The organism is Pseudomonas sp. B21_DOA (assembly GCA_030544685.1).
Taxonomy (GTDB): domain Bacteria; phylum Pseudomonadota; class Gammaproteobacteria; order Pseudomonadales; family Pseudomonadaceae; genus Aquipseudomonas; species Aquipseudomonas fluorescens_AO.
Map to the genome: position 1 here is coordinate 2,527,880 of CP086683.1, position 15,866 is coordinate 2,543,745.

Sequence of the window (15,866 nt, forward strand, 5' to 3'; positions counted from 1 at the left end):
GAGTCCGCACATGTGTGAATTACTGGGCATGAGTGCCAACGTGCCGACCGACATCGTGTTCAGCTTTACCGGCCTGATGCAGCGCGGCGGCCGCACCGGCCCGCACCGCGACGGCTGGGGCATTGCCTTCTACGAAGGGCGCGGCTTGCGTCTGTTTCAGGATCCGGCAGCAAGCAGCGAGTCGGAAGTGGCCAATCTGGTCCAGCGTTATCCGATCAAGAGCGAAGTGGTCATCGGCCACATCCGCCAGGCCAACGTCGGCAAGGTCTGCCTGTCCAACACCCACCCGTTCGTCCGCGAGCTGTGGGGGCGCAACTGGTGTTTCGCGCACAACGGCCAGCTCGCTGACTTCACCCCGATCAAGAGTTTTTACCGCCCGGTCGGCGATACCGACAGCGAAGCGGCATTCTGCGATCTGCTCAACCGTGTCCGTGCGGCGTTTCCGGAACCGGTCGATATCGAAGTGCTGCTGCCGGATCTGGTCGCGGCTTGCGCCGAATATCGCAGCAAAGGTGTGTTCAATTGCCTGCTCAGCGACGGCGACTGGCTGTTCTGTTATTGCTCGACCAAACTGGCCCAGATCACTCGGCGCGCCCCGTTCGGCCCGGCGCGGCTCAAGGATGTCGATGTGATTGTCGACTTCCAGGCCGAAACCACGCCCAACGACGTGGTCACCGTAATCGCTACCGAGCCCTTGACCGAAAATGAAACCTGGACCCGCTACGAACCGGGCCAATGGAGCCTGTGGCGACGCGGCGAATGCGTCAGCCAGGGCAAGACCGAATAAGGATTTGCACCCATGTTGCTCAGTTATCTACGGCTGGTGTTGTTTGCGGCGGGACTGTTGATCGGTGTCCAGGTGCCGGGATTCATCAACGATTACGCCCAGCGTGTCGAAGCGCACCTGATCGAAGCGCAGACCGGCCTGCGTGGTTTCCAAGGCACGGCCGATCAGTTTTTCAAAGGCGACATGCAGGCGCTGGTCGCGCATTACCGTGCCAGCGAAGACCCGATTTTCCGCAGCGATGCCGACAGCCTGAACACCTTGCTTACCCGCCAGGTCGCGCTGGATAAACAATTCCAGGCGATGCAAGGGCCCTGGTACGTGCGTTTCCTGCAAGTGGTGCTGGCGGCTGATCCGGATATTCGCAAGGAAACCTGGAACGGCTACAGCTACCAGATCCTGCTGACGCCCGAGGCGATGATCTGGGGCATGAGCGGCGCGTTGCTGCTGTCGTTCGGCATCGAATGCCTGTTCCGCCTGATCGACTGGGTCGTCCTCGGCGGCCGCCGCCTGCGCCAGAGTCGACCGATCGAAGATCGCGACGTCCGCGGTTTGTAAGACCTGCTCAATCCCCTCTGGCAACAGAGGCTTTATGGCATGGCGATTCTGTGGTCAGTGGGCTCTGTGGCGAATGGGCTCTGTGGTGAATGAGTTCTGTGGTGAGTGGGTTCTGTGGCGAGGGATTTATCCCCGTTGGGCTGCGCAGCAGCCCCAAAACCTGCAAATGCGGTACCTCTGAAAGACCGCGTTGGCCGCAATCACGACTGCTGCGCAGCCGAGCGGGGATAAATCCCTCGCCACGTAATCATTCAGTTAGGGTGATGTAGTCCTTGCCGACCTTGTGCGCATACCCCGCCAAGACCTGCTGACACAACGTCACAATCTCCTCGACCCACTCAACCCCGACCCGCCACGACACCACCACCGGCAGATTCGCCGGCCGCTGCTCGATGTCGAGCAAGATCAATTCGCCCCGCGCCAGCTCCTCCGTCACCAGCACCGGCGGCAGCGCGCCGATACCGAAGCCGTCGCGCAACAACCGGGTGATCGCCGACACCGAGTTTACGCAATTCAAGCGTGGCGCCATGACGCCGCTGGCCTGCATCAGCGCGACGATATCCTGATGCGGTCGTGAGTTTTTCGAATAGGTGATGATCCGCTCCTGTGCCAGTTCGGCGAGGTCGGCGTAGTCACGGTTGTAGATCGAATTGCTCGCGACAATCCAGCCCAGCGGATGGCTGGCCAGCTCTAGGCTGCGCACGCTTTCGTGACGGACCAGATCGGTTTGCAGGACCAGATCAAGGAAGCCTTTTTGCAGTTGATCGCAGAGGTTCAGCGCGGTATCCGCGACCAATTCGATTTCCACCCGTGGGTACAGATCGGTCATCTGCGCCACCAGCGGGCTAAGCCAGGTATGGATCACTGTGTCCATCACGCCGATACGCACCCGCCCGACCTTGCTCGAACGGGTTTCGATCGATTGTTTCAGCGCCGCCATGGTGTCGAGCATCTGTTCAGCGTAATCGAGCACCTTCAAGCCTTCCGGGGTCAGGCTGACGCCGCGTGAATCGCGCAGGAACAGCTTCACGCCGAGCTCGCCTTCGAGCACCGCAATGCGGCTGGAAATCGATGCCTGGGTGGTGAACAGCTTGTCAGCGGTCAGGCGAAAACTCTTCAGGCGCGCGACCCAGACAAAGGTCTCGAGAAACTTCAGATTCATGGACAAGGCTCGGCTGACAAATTTTTCTTATGCCTAGGGCGGGTTTTTATTCGTTGGACGGCGCAGGGCAGGGCGACGAAAAATCGGCGCATCCGGTTCCCACGATAGGCGTCGTCGGAGCTTCGAACAAGACCAATAAAAGCCCTGCGGAGATTTGCCATGAGTGCTCCCGACACCCTCCCGTTATCCAAACCTGTAACGCGCCCCGGGCCGTTCGACTGGTACCGCAACATCAACCAGCAGGAGCGCCGCACGTTCTGGAGCTGCAAGATCGGCTACGGTCTGGACGGCATGGACACGCAGATGCTCAGCTTCGTTGTGCCGACGCTGATCGCGATGTGGGGCATCACCACTGGCGAAGCGGGGCTGATTCACACCAGCACCCTGATCGCCTCGGCCATCGGCGGTTGGGTCGCCGGGATTCTCTCCGACCGCATCGGCCGCGTGCGCACCCTGCAACTGACGGTGCTGTGGTTCGCCTTCTTCACCTTCCTCTGCGGCTTCGCGCAAAACTACGAACAATTGCTGATCGCCCGCACCTTGATGGGCTTCGGTTTCGGCGGTGAATGGACCGCCGGCGCGGTGTTGATCGGTGAAGTGATCCGCGCCAAGGATCGCGGCAAAGCGGTGGGCATGGTGCAATCCGGCTGGGCGCTGGGCTGGGGCCTGACGGCGATTCTGTACGCGCTGCTGTTTTCGGTGTTGCCAGCGGAAGATGCCTGGCGCGCGCTGTTCATCCTCGGCATCGTGCCGGCGATATTCGTGATTTTCGTCCGTCGCCTGGTGAAGGATCCTGAGATTTATCGCGAAGCCAAAGCTGCGCAAACCCCGGAAAACCCGGCGAAGTTCTACGAGATCTTTGCCCCTGGCATGCTCTTCACCACGTTTCGCGCCTCCTTGCTGACCACCGGTGCGCTGGGCGGTTACTACGCGATCACCTCCTGGCTGCCGACTTTCCTCAAGAACGAACGCGGTCTGAGCGTGCTCGGCACCGGCGGTTATCTGGCGATGGTGATCGTCGGTTCCTACGTCGGTTACGTGATCAGCGCTTATCTGACCGACCTGCTCGGGCGGAAGAAGAATTTCATTCTGTTCGCGGTCGGCTCGTTCACCATCGTTCTGCTCTACACGCAGATGCCGGTCAGCAATGGCGTGATGCTGTGGCTGGGCTTTCCGCTGGGCTTCTTCGCCTCGGGGATTTTCAGCGGCATGGGTGCGTTTCTCACCGAACTGTTCCCCACGCGGATTCGCGGCTCGGGCCAGGGTTTCTGCTACAACATCGGCCGCGCGCTGGCAGCACTGTTTCCGCTGTTGATCGGCCTGCTCAGCCAGAAAGTCCCGCTGAGCATGGGCATCGGCGCCTTCGCAGCGGTGTCCTACGGTGTGGTGATTCTGGCGGCGCTGAGTCTGCCGGAAACCCGTGGCAAGCAACTCGACGCGCAGTAACTGATAACCTGCGCAGCAATGTCCTACAGATAAAAAGATCAGCAGCTACAGGAGTGTTCACCGTGAGCCGCCTGCTATTGAATTGCGACATTGGCGAGAGCTTCGGCAGCTGGACCATGGGTCTGGATGCCGAGGTCATGCCCTTCATCGATTGCGCCAACGTTGCCTGTGGTTTTCACGCCGGTGACCCGAGCATCATGCGCAAAACCGTGGCGCTGGCCCTTGAGCACGGCGTGCAGATCGGCGCGCATCCTGCCTATCAGGATCTGGTCGGATTCGGCCGGCGCTCCATGGCCTATTCCGCGCAAGAGCTGCAAGACATCCTGCATTACCAGATCGGCGCTCTCGACGGCATCTGCAAGGCGCATGGCGCACGCGTGAGTTACGTCAAACCCCACGGCGCGATGTACAACGACATGATGGCCAACCCGGCGCAATTGCGCGCGGTGGTACAGGCCGTGGCCGCGTATGACCGCAACCTGCCACTGTTGTTGATGGCAACCCGTGACAACGCCGCAGCGCAGCAAATCGGTGATGAATACGGGGTAACGTTGTGGTTCGAAGCTTTTGCCGATCGCGCCTACGACAGCGCGGGTCGATTGGTCTCGCGGCAATTGCCGGGCGCGGTGCATCACGAGGCCGAAAAGATCATCGGGCAAGCACTGACCATCGCCGCTGGCGGTGAGCTCACCGCCAGCGATGGCAGCGCCTTGGTCCTGCATGCCAATACCTTGTGCGTACACGGCGACAACGCCAGTTCGGTGGCCGCCGTGCAGCGCATTCGCCAGGCCTTGCAGCAGTCGAGTGCGTCATGAATCCACGAGTTGAAGTGGTGGCGCTGGATTGCCTGATGCTGCGTCTGTTCGATGAAATTGCCGAAGCCAACATGCCGTGGATGCTTGCCGCCAGCGAGCGTTTGCGTACGGCGTTTGGTGCACAGTTGATCGATCTGGTGCCGTCCTATACCACGTTGATGGTGCATTACGATCTGACCCTGTTGAGTCCGGCTCAGGCGCGTGAATTGATCGCCGAAGCGCTGGTCGATCTGTCGCCGAATGCGCGAAGCGGTGGGCAGTGTCACGTCTTGCCAGTCTGGTACGACCTCAGTGTCGGCCCGGAACTGAGTCTGTTGGCCGAACGTAGCGGGCTAGCGGTGGAGGAGGTGATTCGTCGCCACAGCGCACGGGAATATCAGGTGTTTGCCCTTGGCTTTGCGCCGGGTTTTGCCTTCATGGGGCTGGTCGAGGAAATGCTCGCCGCGCCACGGCTCAACACACCGCGCAAGAAAGTCGCCGCCGGCAGCGTCGGTATCGCCGAGCGGCAGACGGCGGCATATCCCGTGGTCTCGCCCGGTGGCTGGAACCTGATCGGCCGCACTCCGGCAAAACTCTTCGATCGCCATCGCGACGGTTACAGCCTGATGCAGCCTGGCGACACGGTGCGCTTCGAAGCGGTCGATCACGCTGAATTCATACGCTTGGGCGGCGACGACACCCCACTGGAGGCGTTGGCATGAGTCGATTGATGATCGGAGCCAGCACACCGCTGTGCCTGTTGCAGGACGCCGGGCGGTTTGGCGTGCGACATCTGGGCGTGACCCAGGGTGGCGCGGCGGACTGGTGTTCGATGAGCTGGGCCAATTGGCTGCTGGGTAATGAGCTGGATGCTGCGGTGGTGGAAATCACTCTGGGCGGGTTTGCCGTGGTGGCTGAGGAGGATTGCCTGCTGGCGCTGGCTGGCGCGGATCTCGGCGCGCAGGTTGACGGCCAGCCGCTGGCGCCGTGGCGCAGTTTCAAATTGGCGAAAGGGCAGACATTGCGGTTTATCCAGCCCTTGCTCGGCGCCCGGGCTTATCTGGCCGCTCCCGGTGGGTTCACTGCGCCGAAGGTACTGGGCAGCAGTGCCACGGTGGTGCGTGAAGAACTTGGCGGGCTTGATGGCATGGGTCTACCGCTCGCCAAAGGGGCGGCGCTCGATTACAGCGGAGAAGTGGTGGCGGAGCGGGAAATGCCTGCAACACTGCGGCCGGATTTCAAAATGGATATGCCACTGGATTTGGTCTTGGGCGCACAGATCGGCCAGTTCAGCGGGCAAAGCCTGTTCGATGTGTTCAACAGCACGTGGACCATCGACAGTCGCGCCGACCGCATGGGCATCCGCCTGCTCGGCGCGGCGTTGCAATATCAGGGCGCGCCGATGATTTCCGAGGGCATTCCCTTGGGCGCTGTGCAGGTACCGCCGGACGGGCAGCCGATTGTGTTGCTCAATGATCGGCAGACCATTGGCGGCTATCCGCGCCTGGGTGCGTTGACGCCGCTGGCACTGGCGCGATTGGCGCAGTGCCTGCCGGGAGCGAAGGTGAGATTGAGACCAGTGGTGCAGGACGTTGCGCACCGCGAGCATGTCGAGTATTTGCAGCGCTTTAAAGATCGCTGAAAGCTTCGCGAGCAGGCTCGCTCCCACAGGTAAAAGCATTCCAAGGTAGGAGCGAGCCTGCTCGCGAAGGCGTTCGTCGGGTTAACGATTATTTGGAAAGAAACCGCATCCCTTCCTCAAGCCCGCGCAACGTCAGCGGATACATCTGATCCTCGATCAGATCGCGCACGATGTTGGTCGACGAGGTATAGCCCCAGGTATCTTTCGGATACGGGTTGATCCAGATGAGCTTCTTGTATTTTTCCATGAAGCGCTGCATCCACACGTAACCCGGCTCTTCGTTCCAGTGCTCGACGCTGCCGCCGGCCTGGGTGATTTCGTACGGGGCCATGGCGGCGTCGCCGATGAAGATCACTTTGTAGTCGGCGCCATACTTGTGCAGCAGATCCTGGGTCGAGGTGCGCTCGGAAGTGCGGCGCATGTTGTTCTTCCACACAGATTCATAAATGAAGTTGTGGAAGTAGAAGTACTCCAGATGTTTGAACTCGGTCTTGCAGGCCGAGAACAGTTCTTCGCAGATCTTCACGTGCGCATCCATCGATCCGCCGATGTCGAACAGCAGCAACAGCTTCACCGTGTTGCGCCGTTCCGGGCGCATCTGGATATTCAGCAGGCCGGCGTCCTTGGCGGTGTGGTCGATAGTGCCATCGATATCGAGTTCTTCCGCCGCACCCTGGCGGGCGAACTTGCGCAATCGACGCAGCGCGACCTTGATGTTGCGCGTGCCCAGCTCCACCGAGTCGTCGAGGTTCTTGTACTCGCGTTGATCCCAGACCTTGACCGCTTTGCCCTGACGCTTGCCGGCGTCGCCAACCCGGATGCCTTCAGGGTTGGAAACCGCCGGAGCCAAACGGGCTGGTGCCGCCGGTGCCGATCCATTTGTTGCCGCCGGCGTGGCGTTCCTTCTGTTCTTCCAGACGCTTCTTGAATTCCTCGATGAGCTTGTCCAGCCCGCCAAGGGACTGGATCTGCGCGCGTTCTTCGTCGCTCAGCGAGCGCTCGAATTCCTTGCGCAGCCAGTCTTCGGGAATCAGCGCCTGCAAGTGATCGTCGAGTTTCTCCAGGCCATTGAAGTAGGCGCCGAACGCCCGGTCGAATTTGTCGAAATGGCGTTCGTCCTTCACCAGGATCGCCCGCGACAAGTAATAAAACTCGTCCATGTCGGCGAAGGTCACACGCTGTTTCAGCGCGTTGATCAGGTCGAGCAGCTCGCGCACCGACACTGGCACCTTGGCAGCACGCATTTCGTTGAACAGGTTGAGCAACATGGCAGCAGCCTCTTAGCGGGTGCCGCGCCGGCTCATGAACGCCAGGCGCTCAAGCAGTTGCACGTCTTGTTCGTTTTTCACCAGTGCGCCAGCCAGTGGCGGAATGGCTTTGGTCGGATCGCGCTCGCGCAGCACCGCTTCGCCGATATTGTCGGCCATCAGCAGTTTCAGCCAGTCGACCAGCTCGGACGTCGAAGGCTTTTTCTTCAGGCCCGGTACCTTGCGCACGTCGAAAAACACGTCGAGCGCTTCGCTGACCAGATCTTTCTTGATATCCGGGTAGTGCACGTCGACGATTTTCTGCAGGGTAGTGCGATCAGGGAAGGCGATGTAGTGAAAGAAGCAACGGCGCAGAAAGGCGTCCGGCAGCTCCTTTTCGTTGTTGGAGGTAATGATGATGATCGGGCGTTTCTTGGCCTTGATGGTCTCGTCGATTTCGTAAACGTAGAACTCCATCTTGTCGAGTTCTTGCAACAGGTCGTTGGGGAACTCGATGTCGGCCTTGTCGATTTCGTCGATCAGCAGAATCACCCGCTCCTCGGCCTCGAAGGCTTCCCAGAGCTTGCCTTTCTTCAGGTAGTTGCGCACGTCGTGGACTTTTTCATTGCCCAGCTGCGAGTCGCGCAAACGGCTGACCGCGTCGTACTCGTACAAGCCCTGATGGGCCTTGGTGGTGGATTTGATGTGCCAGGTGATCAGCTTGGCACCGAACGACTCGGCCAGTTGCTCGGCGAGCATGGTCTTGCCGGTGCCCGGCTCACCCTTGACCAGCAGCGGCCGCTCCAGGGTGATGGCGGCGTTGACCGCCAGCTTCAGGTCATCGGTGGCGACGTAAGCCTGGGTGCCTTCGAACTTCATCTGCAAATCCTCGAACGGTAACGCCGACCTGACGGGCAGGGCGGGGGCGAAAAATCGGATGCCCGACTATAACGCGCACGCCGGTCGACTGTGAACGCAGACGGCTTATTCAGTCTCTGAATGGAGCGTCACATGTTGACTCAGTCTCGGCGGATGGCCAGTATTCCGGTATCGCCGATTTGGCGATAGCTTGTAATCCATGTCTACTAAATACCGGTTTCGCGATAAATACCGCATCCAGCTGCGTGAGAAAGATCACCCACCGCCCCATGTCCACCTGACCGGTGGCGGCGTCGACGTGATGCTCAGCCTGGAAACGATTGAAGTCATGATGGGCAAGGCCCCGCCGCTGATCGTCAAAGAAGCGTTGGCTTGGGTGGGCGCACATCAGGCGCAACTACTGAAGGAGTGGAAACGATGTTACCCATGAAACGGCCGCGTCTGCGATCTGCGCACGTCCTGTCGGATTTCAGGTTGGCGCTGACATTTATCAATGGTCAGGAACTGACAGTTGATTTGGGGACGGATATTCATACTTATCCAGGTCTGCGGCCACTGCTTGATCGCGAAGTCTTTGCGACTGCCGCAGTCGGGGACGAGGGTTGGATCGTTGAATGGATTGAACCCGACGTACAGATGGGTGCAGACACCTTGTATATGGATGCGCTAGCGCAAAATGCCCAGGATGAGAACACGCGCATTTTTATCGATTGGCGCGCCCGTACCGGACTTTCTCTCAATGATGCGGCCGAAGCGCTCGGTGTGAGCGCTCGCAGCATCAGCCGTTACAGCAATGGGCGTGAAGCAGTGCCACGTTCTTTGGCGTTGGCCTGTCTGGGCTGGGATTCGCTGCAACAGCGTTCATCGATAGCGGCCGAAGACACAGGTCGATATGTCGTCAACCGCAAAACTTAATCCTCATCTGGCTTCGGCCGTTCGTACCGCGCATTGAATGCCTGGATGAAGCCATTGCGCAAAATCTGCAGAAACGCTTCAAAGGCGTTGACGTTCTGCTGGTGAACATTGCCGCTGAGTTCAACGCGGGTGGCGAACTGGTTTTTGTTCTGGTTCTTCAGCACGGTCTCGGTGCCGCCGACCAGCGCTTCCCAGATTGAGCGGAACAGGCCTTTGTTCTTGTTTTCGACGTCTTGCTGCCAGTTGAATACATCGACGTCGCGCAGCAGGGGTTTGATGTAGCCGGTGAGTCGGGCTTTCTCTGCCTTGGCTTCGATAACCACGTCGCCGTGGCCGGCGTTGAAGTCGAATTTGCCGTAGGCGGCGGCGAAGTCGTTCATGCGTTTGAGCTCGATGTCACGGGCGCGCAGGCGGAATTCGAAGTCTTCGAAGTTGCTCAGTGGATCGAAGGTGGCGGTGGTTTCCAATGGCGCGTGGCCCAGCAGCAACGCCTTGCCTTCAAAGCGCGCGTCGCGTTTGCCTTCCTTGTCGACCACATTGGTCAGGTTGTAGATACTGGCGTTGACGTTGCTGGCGTTCATGTTCACCGGCGGCTTGGAATTGAAGTTGCGGAAGGTGATACGGCCGTCGTTGATCTGCACTTCATCGAGGGTGATTGGCAGCAGCTTGCCCAACTGCTCACGCCAGTCGGTGCCCTGACCGGTCTGCGAGTTCTGTTTGTTGGGGCCGCCGTCGACAAAGTTGATTTCGGGGTTGAGAAATTGCACCTGCGCGACCACGGCATGGTCGTACCACAGTGAATGCCAGCTTACCGACAGGTCGATCATCGGCGCATCGACGAACGGCACCGGTACTTTGCCGTCGACCTTGACGATCTTCAGGCCGTTGATTTTGTAGGCGCCGCGCCACAGCGCGAGGTCGACATCGGTGATCTGGCCACGGTAATCGCCCATGTCCGCAAGTTTGTCATTGAGGTAGTCGCGTACCAGATAGGGCAGGGCGAAATGCAGGGCGACCAGCAGCACCACGACACCCGTCAGGGTCCAGAGCGGCCAGCTGTAACGACGTTTCATGCCATTGTTCCTTCAAGAGTGTGGCTTGACGATTCAAAGCGATTGACTCCGCGCGTTTGCAGACGTTCGACCCGACTGGACTGTGATCGGCAACGGGCTTACCTTGGAAGGCTGAATTCAACGCTGCATAAGGACCCAGCCATGAGCCGTATTTACGCTGACAATGCCCATTCCATCGGTAATACGCCGCTGGTCCAGATCAACCGCATCGCGCCGCGCGGCGTCACGATCCTGGCCAAGATCGAGGGGCGCAACCCCGGTTATTCGGTCAAATGCCGGATTGGCGCCAACATGATCTGGGACGCCGAAAGCAGCGGCAAACTCAAGCCGGGCATGACCATTGTCGAGCCGACTTCGGGTAATACCGGTATTGGCCTGGCCTTCGTCGCTGCCGCGCGCGGCTACAAACTGATGCTGACCATGCCGGCGTCGATGAGCATCGAGCGCCGCAAGGTCCTCAAAGCCCTGGGTGCGGAGCTGGTATTGACCGAGCCGGCCAAGGGCATGAAGGGCGCCATCGAGAAAGCCGCGGAAATCGTCTCCAGTGATGCCGAGAAATATTTCATGCCGGCGCAATTCGATAACCCGGCCAACCCGGCGATTCACGAAAAGACCACCGGTCCTGAGATCTGGAACGACACCGACGGCGCCGTGGATGTGCTGGTGGCTGGGGTCGGCACCGGCGGAACCATTACCGGCGTGTCGCGGTATATCAAGAACACCGCCGGCAAACCGATTCTGTCGGTTGCCGTCGAGCCGGCGTCTTCGCCCGTCATCACGCAAGCATTGGCCGGTGACGAGATCAAGCCCAGCCTGCACAAGATTCAGGGTATCGGTGCCGGTTTTGTGCCGAAAAACCTTGATCTGTCGATGGTCGATCGCGTCGAGCAGGTGACGGACGAAGAGTCCAAGGCCATGGCTTTGCGCCTGATGCAAGAAGAAGGAATTTTGTGCGGCATCTCCTGCGGTGCCGCCATGGCGGTGGCGGTGCGTCTGGCGGAGAAACCAGAGATGCAAGGCAAAACCATCGTCGTGGTGCTGCCGGATTCGGGTGAGCGTTATCTGTCGAGCATGTTGTTCAGTGACTTGTTCACCGAGCAGGAGAACCAGCAGTAATCCTGTTGATTCAGGTCAGCCGAGGTTCAGGCGCTGTATGTTAATAAAGGCTTTGTTGCGCAATGCTTAACACTGAATCTTGTGTCAGGCGGGTTTTTCCCGGAGCCGGTAGTGTTTATCATGGCCGGCTGCCATGCCGGGAAAAGGGCATTGCGCAGCGTTGTCTTTATCCAAGGAGTCGTTGATGACCGTTTCATTTGCCGCCAAGGCGTTTGTGCTGTTGCTGTTCCTGGGCAGCACGCTCTATGTGCATTTGCGCGGCAAGGCGCGTTTGCCGGTATTGCGCCAGTTCGTCAACCACTCGGCGCTGTTCGCCCCGTACAACGCTTTGATGTACCTGTTCTCCGCAGTGCCGTCCAGACCGTATCTGGATCGCAGCAAGTTTCCGGAACTGGATGTGCTGCGCGATAACTGGGAAACCATCCGCGACGAAGCCATGCATCTGTTTGACGAGGGCTATATTCGCGCCGCCGAAAAGAACAACGACGCCGGTTTTGGCTCGTTCTTCAAGAAGGGCTGGAAGCGCTTCTATCTGAAGTGGTACGACAAACCGCTGCCATCAGCCGAAGCCCTGTGCCCGAAAACCGTGGCACTGGTCAGCGCCATACCGAACGTCAAGGGCGCAATGTTCGCGCTGCTGCCGGGCGGCAGCCACCTCAACCCGCACCGCGACCCGTTCGCCGGCTCCCTGCGTTATCACCTCGGTCTGTCGACACCCAACTCTGACGATTGCCGGATCTTCGTCGACGGTCAGGTTTACGCCTGGCGCGACGGCGATGACGTGATGTTCGACGAGACTTACGTGCACTGGGTCAAGAATGAAACCGATCAGACTCGCGTCATTCTGTTCTGTGACATCGAACGCCCGCTGAGCAACCGCTTGATGACCCGGATCAACCGCTTCATCAGCGGCTGGCTGGAGCGCGCCACCGCGCCGCAGAACCTTGATGATGAGCGCGTCGGCGGGATCAACCAGGCCTATGCCTGGAGCAAGAACTTCAGCGACCGTTTCAGCGGCGTGGTCAAACAGTGGAAACGCCGCCATCCGAAGGCCTACAGGGTAATGCGCCCGGTGCTGGCGGTGCTGGTGCTGACATTGCTGGGGTATTGGTTGTTCGGTTAACGTTTGGCCAGAATTAAAAAAACCGCTCCGTAGGAGCGGTTTTCACAATCGGCCAGCGGCAAGCACTGAGGGCTCATCTTCGATGCCGGTGATCAGCAGTTGTAAGAGACGCCGTTGATTAGCGGTCAATTCATGATCAGCCAATCTTCTGGTTTTCAGCGATCTGACCAATGCTTCGGGAGGTCTCTGTTTCGCTTTTTCATGTCGCCTCCCGGTTTGATCAGTAATTGATTGGCTTTCACAGTACTGGATTCTCCAAGGTTTTGACAAGGCGGCCTTCGATGTCGAAGCTGAACCCCAGCTTCTGATAAACGGGTATCGCCCCGTCCAGCGGCTCTTGTATTTCGATAACATCGCAGCCAACGAAATGCGCGTATTGCTCAATTACCATCATCGCTAGTAGTCCTATCCGATTTTTCAAAGGATGTGTTCCGCCAGGGCGTCCTTCCAATCTCACAACTCGTAATCTTCGTCGACTATTGTTCGGGTTCGCAAAACACAGGCCGCAGAGCTGCCCGTCGAACCAGATAGAGATGTCCAATGCGCGTGGTTCACGTGATTTCCACGCGATGACTTCTTGCCAGAAAAAGCAGGGTTCTTCCCATGTTTCAAAAGCATTCAGCGCATGCCTGTTTATCGGTTCGAACCGAATCAGAGATAAATCCATAATCGAAGCGTCGGCCGCCTTGAGTTGGCCCTGTAAGCCGCCAATCTGCGAAGCAGCCCGCTTCCTCGCCTCCGACCGATAAACCTGATACCGCAAATACGTCCGTTCCCTTGGCATATGATCTCTTGCATTCCGTGTCTCCTGACAATCCATTGCCACCGCCATTTACCCTAATCACCCGACGCCAGACTGTCGCTACCGGCCCTTTGCCCAAGTCATTGCAATCTGTGTCGCGAGCTGGTTATAGTCAGCTCGCCCGAGCCGCCCGGCTCGCGCTTTCATTTCTTCAATGTGGATCTGTATCCATGCCTGCATCCCTCATCAGCGCGGTAGTCGATTCAGCGGTCAACGCTGCCGTCGTGCCGTGCGGGAATCAGCAGCCTGTGCAGATCAGTCATTACCCTCCACCTGTCAGTAGCACGCCGGTGTGCGCAGTCGTATCGCCGCCGGGCATTGGTGTTCGGGGCTGATCGGCAGTTTCTGCTGACCCCTGCGCCCGCCAGAAAAAGCTACTGGATTTCAGCTTCGGCTGAGTTGGCTTCTTGCCTGACTACAGGTGGTATTCATGTTTGTCCTTTCGAAACAGTCCGCGCTCGCGGCGACGTCCACGAGCCTGTTCGTTCTGCTGTGGAGCAGCGGGGCGATTTTCTCCAAATGGGGGCTGGCCCATGCTTCGCCCTTTGCCTTTCTGCTGATTCGCTTCGCCATCGCCCTGTGCGGGCTGGTCTTGCTGGCGCCGCTGCTGAGATTGAGGCTCCCCAAGGGTAGCAAGGCGATGCTGTTTGCAATTGCCACGGGACTGGTGTTGCTCGGGGCCTATCAGATCTTTTATCTGCTGGCGCTCGATTGCAAAGTCACGCCGGGGGTGATGGCGACGATCATGGGCGTTCAACCGATCCTCACCGTGGTACTGATGGAGCGCCAGCGTTCGGCGAGCCGCCTGTTCGGCCTGGCGCTGGGCCTGGCCGGGCTGATCATGGTGGTCTATCAGGGTATCGGTCTGGCCGGGATGTCCTGGGCTGGGATGCTGTTCGGTTTGCTGGCGCTGGCGAGCATGACGCTCGGTTCGATCATGCAAAAACGCATCACCGACAACCCGCTCGGTACGCTGCCAGTGCAGTACTTGGCCGGCCTGTTGCTCTGCGCGATCTTCGTACCGTTCCAGCCGTTTCACTTCGAGCACAGCGCAGGCTTCATCGTCCCGGTGTTATGGATGGGCCTGGTGGTGTCGGTGCTGGCGACGCTGTTGCTGTATCGACTGATCGCGCGGGGCAATCTGGTGAACGTCACCAGCCTGTTCTATCTGGTGCCGGCGGTGACGGCGGTGATGGATTACCTGATTTTCGGCAATCGGCTGGCGGCGTTGAGCGTGTTGGGAATGCTGCTGATTATTGTTGGATTGGTATTTGTGTTCCGTAAAACCGGATAGCCGATAGGCAGGTGGCGCTTGTTGCGCCGCCTTTCGCGAGCAGGCTCGCTCCCACATTGGAATGTATTTTTCTGTGGGAGCGAGCCTGCTCGCGAATATCTGCGGCAGAAAATCTAACGGACTGACATCTTTGCAGGCTTCACCACCGCCGGCTTCAACACCAGCCACAACGCCGCCGCAATCAGCACGCCGCCATAAATGTGCGCCATCGACAACGGCTCATCCAGCAACAACGCCCCCACAGCACGCCGAACGGCGGGATCATGAAGGTCACGGTCATCGACTTCACCGGGCCGATTGAGCTGAGCAGGCGGAAATAGATGATGTAGGCGAACGCCGTGCAACCCAGGCCCAGGCCGAGCAGCGACAGCCAGACCTGCCAGCCGCCCCAGCTGACCGGCGGCGCAGTGATGGTGCTATAGGCGAACAGCGGCAGCAAAAACAACGTCGCCCCGAGCATGCTGCCCAGTGCCGACAAACGGCTGTCCAGCCCACCGGCCTGATCCAGCCAGCGCCGTGCGAGGAATCCGGCAAAGCCGTAACAAGTGGTTGCCAGCAGGCATGCAACTGCGCCCATCAGCAGTTGCAGATCGAAGGCTACGGGACCGGCGCGCGTCAGCACGCCGACGCCGAACAGGCCGAGGAACACACCGCTGAGCTTGGCCGCCGTGAGCTTTTCGCTGAAGAACAAACCGCCAATCAACACGCCCATCAATGGCGTGGTGGCGTTGAAGATCGCCGAATAGCCGGCAGGCAATACCTGGGCGGCAACCGAATACAGCGTCGCCGGAATCCCCGAGTTGATCACGCCGAGCAGCATCACGGTCTTCAGCTTGCCCTTGAAATCCCAGCTGATGCGCATCAGCCCAAGGATCACCAGCAGCCCGGCAGCCGCGATCGACACGCGAAAGAAACCGGTCGGGATCGTGCCGATCACCGGGGCAATGATGCGCATGAACAGAAAACTCGCGCCCCAGATAGCGGCCAGCGACAACATGCGGAAAATATCGACAGGGCTCACGGCGGGCTCC

15 protein-coding genes and 2 pseudogenes are annotated in these 15,866 nt (G+C 59.3%); 11 read left to right on the forward strand and 6 right to left on the reverse strand.

Annotation, left to right across the window (positions count from 1 at the left end; translation table 11 throughout):
* The first annotated feature begins 10 nt into the window (after positions 1–10).
* Entirely contained in the window at positions 11–787 is a 777-nt protein-coding gene (locus LJU32_11595; GenBank protein WKV90701.1) for a class II glutamine amidotransferase, read from the forward strand.
* A gap of 12 nt (positions 788–799) precedes the next feature.
* Positions 800–1,342, forward strand: coding sequence for a DUF2937 family protein (locus LJU32_11600; protein ID WKV90702.1), 543 nt, complete (start codon positions 800–802; stop codon positions 1,340–1,342).
* A 247-nt stretch (positions 1,343–1,589) separates the two neighbouring features.
* Here LJU32_11600 and LJU32_11605 read toward each other — a convergent pair whose 3' ends face one another.
* On the reverse strand, positions 1,590–2,504 hold the full coding sequence (locus tag LJU32_11605) for a LysR family transcriptional regulator (protein WKV90703.1): 915 nt from the start codon (positions 2,502–2,504) through the stop codon (positions 1,590–1,592).
* Positions 2,505–2,663: 159 nt separating this feature from the next.
* On the opposite strand from LJU32_11605, the gene LJU32_11610 reads away from it, so the two are divergent.
* The 4 genes from LJU32_11610 (at position 2,664) to LJU32_11625 (ending at position 6,386) form a co-directional block, all read left to right on the forward strand.
* Positions 2,664–3,950, forward strand: coding sequence for an MFS transporter (locus LJU32_11610; protein ID WKV90704.1), 1,287 nt, complete (start codon positions 2,664–2,666; stop codon positions 3,948–3,950).
* 62 nt (positions 3,951–4,012) lie between these two features.
* The gene (locus tag LJU32_11615; protein ID WKV90705.1) at positions 4,013–4,765 is read left to right on the forward strand and encodes a LamB/YcsF family protein; all 753 of its coding nucleotides are present in this window, start codon (positions 4,013–4,015) and stop codon (positions 4,763–4,765) included.
* Positions 4,762–5,466: a 5-oxoprolinase subunit PxpB gene (gene pxpB / locus LJU32_11620; protein ID WKV90706.1), complete on the forward strand. Its 705-nt coding sequence runs from the start codon at positions 4,762–4,764 to the stop codon at positions 5,464–5,466. The genes LJU32_11615 and pxpB overlap by 4 nt, the downstream gene beginning before the upstream one ends.
* Positions 5,463–6,386 (forward strand): biotin-dependent carboxyltransferase family protein, encoded by a 924-nt coding sequence (locus tag LJU32_11625; protein WKV90707.1) that lies wholly within the window; start codon positions 5,463–5,465, stop codon positions 6,384–6,386. Before pxpB ends, LJU32_11625 begins: the two co-directional genes overlap by 4 nt.
* An 88-nt stretch (positions 6,387–6,474) precedes the next feature.
* On the opposite strand, the pseudogene LJU32_11630 reads toward LJU32_11625, so the two are convergent.
* Both LJU32_11630 and LJU32_11635 read right to left on the reverse strand, forming a co-directional pair.
* Positions 6,475–7,654: pseudogene (locus LJU32_11630) on the reverse strand (VWA domain-containing protein).
* A 12-nt stretch (positions 7,655–7,666) separates the two neighbouring features.
* Positions 7,667–8,512, reverse strand: a complete 846-nt coding sequence (locus tag LJU32_11635; GenBank protein WKV90708.1) for a MoxR family ATPase — start codon at positions 8,510–8,512, stop codon at positions 7,667–7,669.
* A 199-nt stretch (positions 8,513–8,711) separates the two neighbouring features.
* Between LJU32_11635 and LJU32_11640 the strand changes: the two genes are divergently transcribed.
* Together LJU32_11640 and LJU32_11645 are read left to right on the forward strand one after the other, a co-directional pair.
* On the forward strand, positions 8,712–8,942 hold the full coding sequence (locus LJU32_11640) for a DUF4160 domain-containing protein (GenBank protein WKV90709.1): 231 nt from the start codon (positions 8,712–8,714) through the stop codon (positions 8,940–8,942).
* Positions 8,930–9,427, forward strand: coding sequence for a DUF2442 domain-containing protein (locus LJU32_11645; GenBank protein WKV90710.1), 498 nt, complete (start codon positions 8,930–8,932; stop codon positions 9,425–9,427). The genes LJU32_11640 and LJU32_11645 overlap by 13 nt, the downstream gene beginning before the upstream one ends.
* On the opposite strand, the gene LJU32_11650 is transcribed toward LJU32_11645, so the two are convergent.
* Positions 9,424–10,500 carry a DUF748 domain-containing protein gene (locus tag LJU32_11650; GenBank protein ID WKV90711.1) on the reverse strand — a complete coding sequence of 359 codons (1,077 nt, stop codon included), beginning with the start codon at positions 10,498–10,500 and terminating at the stop codon, positions 9,424–9,426. The genes LJU32_11645 and LJU32_11650 overlap by 4 nt on opposite strands.
* A gap of 141 nt (positions 10,501–10,641) precedes the next feature.
* Here LJU32_11650 and cysK point away from each other — a divergent pair, with 141 nt between their 5' ends.
* Together cysK and LJU32_11660 are read left to right on the forward strand one after the other, a co-directional pair.
* Positions 10,642–11,616 carry a cysteine synthase A gene (gene cysK, locus LJU32_11655; protein WKV90712.1) on the forward strand — a complete coding sequence of 325 codons (975 nt, stop codon included), beginning with the start codon at positions 10,642–10,644 and terminating at the stop codon, positions 11,614–11,616.
* A gap of 184 nt (positions 11,617–11,800) precedes the next feature.
* A complete protein-coding gene (locus LJU32_11660; GenBank protein ID WKV90713.1) occupies positions 11,801–12,739 on the forward strand; it encodes an aspartyl/asparaginyl beta-hydroxylase domain-containing protein in 939 nt (312 codons plus the stop codon).
* 238 nt (positions 12,740–12,977) lie between these two features.
* Here the strand turns inward: LJU32_11660 and LJU32_11665 are convergent, their stop codons facing one another.
* Positions 12,978–13,571: a hypothetical protein gene (locus LJU32_11665; protein ID WKV90714.1), complete on the reverse strand. Its 594-nt coding sequence runs from the start codon at positions 13,569–13,571 to the stop codon at positions 12,978–12,980.
* A gap of 400 nt (positions 13,572–13,971) precedes the next feature.
* On the opposite strand from LJU32_11665, the gene LJU32_11670 reads away from it, so the two are divergent.
* The gene (locus LJU32_11670) at positions 13,972–14,835 is read left to right on the forward strand and encodes a DMT family transporter (GenBank protein ID WKV90715.1); all 864 of its coding nucleotides are present in this window, start codon (positions 13,972–13,974) and stop codon (positions 14,833–14,835) included.
* Between the two features lie 113 nt (positions 14,836–14,948).
* On the opposite strand, the pseudogene LJU32_11675 reads toward LJU32_11670, so the two are convergent.
* A pseudogene (locus tag LJU32_11675) lies at positions 14,949–15,856 on the reverse strand (DMT family transporter).
* Between the last annotated feature and the right edge of the window lie 10 nt (positions 15,857–15,866).

Excerpts from the sequence above, each read along its gene's own strand:
- LJU32_11595 (WKV90701.1), top strand. The coding sequence starts at position 11 with ATGTGTGAATTACTGGGCATGAGTGCCAACGTGCCGACCGACATCGTG.
- LJU32_11600 (WKV90702.1), top strand. The coding sequence starts at position 800 with ATGTTGCTCAGTTATCTACGGCTGGTGTTGTTTGCGGCGGGACTGTTG.
- LJU32_11605 (WKV90703.1), bottom strand. The coding sequence starts at position 2,504 with ATGAATCTGAAGTTTCTCGAGACCTTTGTCTGGGTCGCGCGCCTGAAG.
- LJU32_11610 (WKV90704.1), top strand. The coding sequence starts at position 2,664 with ATGAGTGCTCCCGACACCCTCCCGTTATCCAAACCTGTAACGCGCCCC.
- pxpB (WKV90706.1), top strand. The coding sequence starts at position 4,762 with ATGAATCCACGAGTTGAAGTGGTGGCGCTGGATTGCCTGATGCTGCGT.
- LJU32_11625 (WKV90707.1), top strand. The coding sequence starts at position 5,463 with ATGAGTCGATTGATGATCGGAGCCAGCACACCGCTGTGCCTGTTGCAG.
- LJU32_11635 (WKV90708.1), bottom strand. The coding sequence starts at position 8,512 with ATGAAGTTCGAAGGCACCCAGGCTTACGTCGCCACCGATGACCTGAAG.
- LJU32_11640 (WKV90709.1), top strand. The coding sequence starts at position 8,712 with ATGTCTACTAAATACCGGTTTCGCGATAAATACCGCATCCAGCTGCGT.
- LJU32_11645 (WKV90710.1), top strand. The coding sequence starts at position 8,930 with ATGTTACCCATGAAACGGCCGCGTCTGCGATCTGCGCACGTCCTGTCG.
- LJU32_11650 (WKV90711.1), bottom strand. The coding sequence starts at position 10,500 with ATGAAACGTCGTTACAGCTGGCCGCTCTGGACCCTGACGGGTGTCGTG.
- cysK (WKV90712.1), top strand. The coding sequence starts at position 10,642 with ATGAGCCGTATTTACGCTGACAATGCCCATTCCATCGGTAATACGCCG.
- LJU32_11660 (WKV90713.1), top strand. The coding sequence starts at position 11,801 with ATGACCGTTTCATTTGCCGCCAAGGCGTTTGTGCTGTTGCTGTTCCTG.
- LJU32_11665 (WKV90714.1), bottom strand. The coding sequence starts at position 13,571 with ATGGCGGTGGCAATGGATTGTCAGGAGACACGGAATGCAAGAGATCAT.
- LJU32_11670 (WKV90715.1), top strand. The coding sequence starts at position 13,972 with ATGTTTGTCCTTTCGAAACAGTCCGCGCTCGCGGCGACGTCCACGAGC.